Origin of the sequence: Mesorhizobium sp. M7A.F.Ca.US.006.01.1.1 (assembly GCF_003997935.1) — a bacterium.
Lineage (GTDB): Bacteria > Pseudomonadota > Alphaproteobacteria > Rhizobiales > Rhizobiaceae > Mesorhizobium.
This window is the reverse complement of sequence record NZ_RZQL01000147.1, coordinates 1-2,917: the sequence shown is the minus strand read 5'-3', so window position 1 is coordinate 2,917 and position 2,917 is coordinate 1. Positions and strand designations below refer to the sequence as shown.

The window sequence follows — 2,917 nt, the reverse complement described above, 5'->3', positions numbered from 1 at the left end:
GCGCTGGTTCATGGCGCCGCAGCACCAGAATCCCTGGGAAGCGGTGCAAGGCATGACGCTGTGCGATGCCGCCCATGCCGCCGGCTGTCACTGGGGCACCTTCCAGCTCACCGACGAGCCGATCGACGAGCCGGCGCGCAAATTGACCGAGGCACTCGACGACGAAGGCATCCCGCGCGAGCGCTTTCGCGCCTTGCGGCCAGGCGAGGTCTGGGATGTGCCGGAGCACATAGCGCCCTGATCCGCATCGGTTTCGACGGAACCCCAGCGCGGCAACCGCGTTTTCATGTGGTTGAAAAATCTGTCGGTTTGCGAGGCATTGCCATGCTCAAATGGATCATCATTCTCCTGATCGTCGCCGCGGCGGCGAGCCTGCTCGGCATGCCGGCGCTGGCAGGTGCCGCCGCCACCGGTGCGCGCATCCTTATCGGCATCGTTCTGATCATCTTCCTGCTGGTGGTGCTGGGCATTTTCGCCGTTACGTAAGTCCGGGGCTTTCGCCGTGACCAAGCGGCTGCGCACTGGTAATTCCTGCCCGTTTCCGCCATATAGCGCCAAACGGACACGGAATTTTTCGGAGCAATGGCCAGCACTGCCCCTTTCGCCAAGATGAATGGCATCGGCAACGAGATCATCGTTGCCGATATGCGCGGCCGTGCCGATCGAGTGACGGGGGCGGCGGCGATTGCGCTGAACGCCGATGCCGCGACCAGCTTCGACCAGATCATGGCGATCCATGACGCCAGGACGCCGGGCACCGCCTTTTTCATCGACATCCTGAATTCCGACGGAACCGGTGCGCAGGCCTGCGGCAATGGCATGCGCTGCGTCGTCCAGGCGCTGGCCGCCGAAACCGGCCAGAAGATCTTCACCTTCGAGACCGTGGCGGGCATCCTCAATGCGCGCGAACACGCCGACGGTTCGATCTCGGTCGACATGGGCACGCCGCGCTTCGGCTGGCAGGATATCCCGCTGGCCGAGGAATTCCGCGACACCCGCATGATCGAGCTGCAGATCGGCCCGATCGACGCGCCGGCGCTGCATTCACCCTCAGTCGTTTCGATGGGTAACCCGCACGCGATCTTCTGGGTCGACCGCGACGTCTGGTCCTATGAGCTCGACCGCTTCGGTCCGTTGCTCGAGAACCACCCGATGTTCCCCGAGCGCGCCAACATCACCATCGCTCAGGTTACTTCGCCCGAAACGATGATCATCCGCACCTGGGAGCGCGGCGCCGGCCTGACCAAGGCCTGTGGCTCGGCCTCCTGCGCCGCCGTGGTCGCCGCGGCCCGTACCAACCGGACCGGCCGCAGCGTCAGTCTGTTGACGCCAGGCGGCGGCACGCTGCATGTCGAATGGCGCGACGATGACCACGTGGTCCTGACGGGCGCTGCCGAATGGGAATTTTCCGGCAGCTTCGACCCGTCGGTCGGGACATGGGCCCGCGACACCGAAAGCGCGGCCTGATGTCCGCTCTGTCCAAGAGGCCGGTGTCCAAGGGCATCGACGTCGTCACCTTCGGTTGCCGGCTCAACACCTATGAGTCCGAGGTGATGCGGCGCGAGGCTGAAAGTGCCGGCCTGGGCGCGCTGGAAGGTGGCGCCGTGATCTTCAACACCTGCGCCGTGACAGGCGAAGCAGTGCGCCAGGCCAAACAAGCGATCCGCAAGGCCCGCCGCGACAACCCGCAGGCGCGCATCATCGTCACCGGCTGCGCCGCGCAGACCGAGCCCGAAAAATTCGCCGCCATGGACGAGGTCGATCTCGTGCTTGGCAATGAGGAGAAGCTGAAGGCCAACTCCTATCGCGCGCTGCCGGATTTCGGCGTCAACGACACCGAGAAGGCGCGCGTCAACGATATCTTTTCGGTGCGTGAGACCGCAGGCCACATGGTCGACGCCATCGAGGGCCGGGCACGCGCCTTCGTCCAGGTGCAGAATGGCTGCGACCACCGCTGCACCTTCTGCATCATTCCCTACGGCCGCGGCAATTCGCGCTCGGTGCCGATGGGCGCCGTGGTCGAGCAGGTCAAGCGGCTCGCCGGCAACGGCTATGCCGAGATCGTTCTGACCGGCGTCGACATGACATCATTCGGCGCCGACCTGCCGGGCGCACCGAAGCTCGGCAAACTGGTGAAAACCATCCTGAAACAGGTGTCCGATGTAAAGCGCCTGCGGCTGTCCTCGATCGATTCAATCGAGGCTGACGACGATCTGCTCGACGCTATCGCCACCGAGCCCAGGCTGATGCCGCATCTGCATCTGTCGCTGCAGTCGGGCGACGACATGATCCTGAAGCGGATGAAGCGCCGCCATCTGCGCGATCAGTCGATCCGCTTCTGCGAGGATGTGCGCAAGCTGCGCCCCGGCATCGTCTTTGGCGCCGACATCATCGCCGGCTTCCCGACCGAGACCGACGAAATGTTCGAGAACTCGGAAAAAATTGTCGAGGAGTGTGGCCTGACCCATCTCCACGTCTTCCCCTTCAGCCCACGCGAAGGCACGCCCGCCGCGCGCATGCCGCAGCTCCGCCGCGAGGTTGTCAAACAGCGCGCCGCCCGGCTGCGCGCCGCCGGTGAAGTTGCGTATATCAGGCATCTGTCGTCGCTCACTGGTACGCGTCAGTCGATCCTTATCGAGCGCGACGGCCTTGGCCGCACCGAGGGTTTTACGCTTGCCGCACTCGGCACGGGCGCACCGGGTGAGATCGTCGAGGCCGACATATCAGGCCACGATGGTAGCAGGCTGATCGCGGCGCCCCTTGCCGCCCGCGCCGCCTGAGAAACGCAAAGCATGGCTGGTTTTTTCAAGAAGATATTTTCGTTCGGCAAGAAAGAGGTTGTCGAGGAGCGGATCGACGAGACCGCCCCGCTGCCGCCGATCAAATGGGAAGCACTCGATGCGCTGAAGCCGGCGGC

3 protein-coding genes and 1 pseudogene are annotated in these 2,917 nt (G+C 64.4%); all 4 read left to right on the top strand.

The annotated features are described in order from the left end of the window. Positions 1-241, top strand: a pseudogene (locus EN943_RS38420) (hypothetical protein); the annotation flags it as partial. An 83-nt stretch (positions 242-324) separates the two neighbouring features. Beyond that, positions 325-486, top strand: coding sequence for a DUF1328 family protein (locus tag EN943_RS23465; protein WP_013528842.1), 162 nt, complete (start codon positions 325-327; stop codon positions 484-486). A 96-nt stretch (positions 487-582) separates the two neighbouring features. Beyond that, entirely contained in the window at positions 583-1,467 is an 885-nt protein-coding gene (dapF, locus tag EN943_RS23460) for a diaminopimelate epimerase (protein ID WP_127414818.1), read from the top strand. Continuing rightward, positions 1,467-2,780 (top strand): tRNA (N(6)-L-threonylcarbamoyladenosine(37)-C(2))-methylthiotransferase MtaB, encoded by a 1,314-nt coding sequence (mtaB, locus tag EN943_RS23455; RefSeq protein ID WP_127414817.1) that lies wholly within the window; start codon positions 1,467-1,469, stop codon positions 2,778-2,780. Before dapF ends, mtaB begins: the two co-directional genes overlap by 1 nt. The last annotated feature ends 137 nt before the right edge of the window (positions 2,781-2,917 follow it).

Bases quoted from the DNA above. Each gene is read 5' to 3' on its own strand.
- mtaB (WP_127414817.1), top strand. From the start codon at position 1,467: ATGTCCGCTCTGTCCAAGAGGCCGGTGTCCAAGGGCATCGACGTCGTC.
- EN943_RS23465 (WP_013528842.1), top strand. From the start codon at position 325: ATGCTCAAATGGATCATCATTCTCCTGATCGTCGCCGCGGCGGCGAGC.
- dapF (WP_127414818.1), top strand. From the start codon at position 583: ATGGCCAGCACTGCCCCTTTCGCCAAGATGAATGGCATCGGCAACGAG.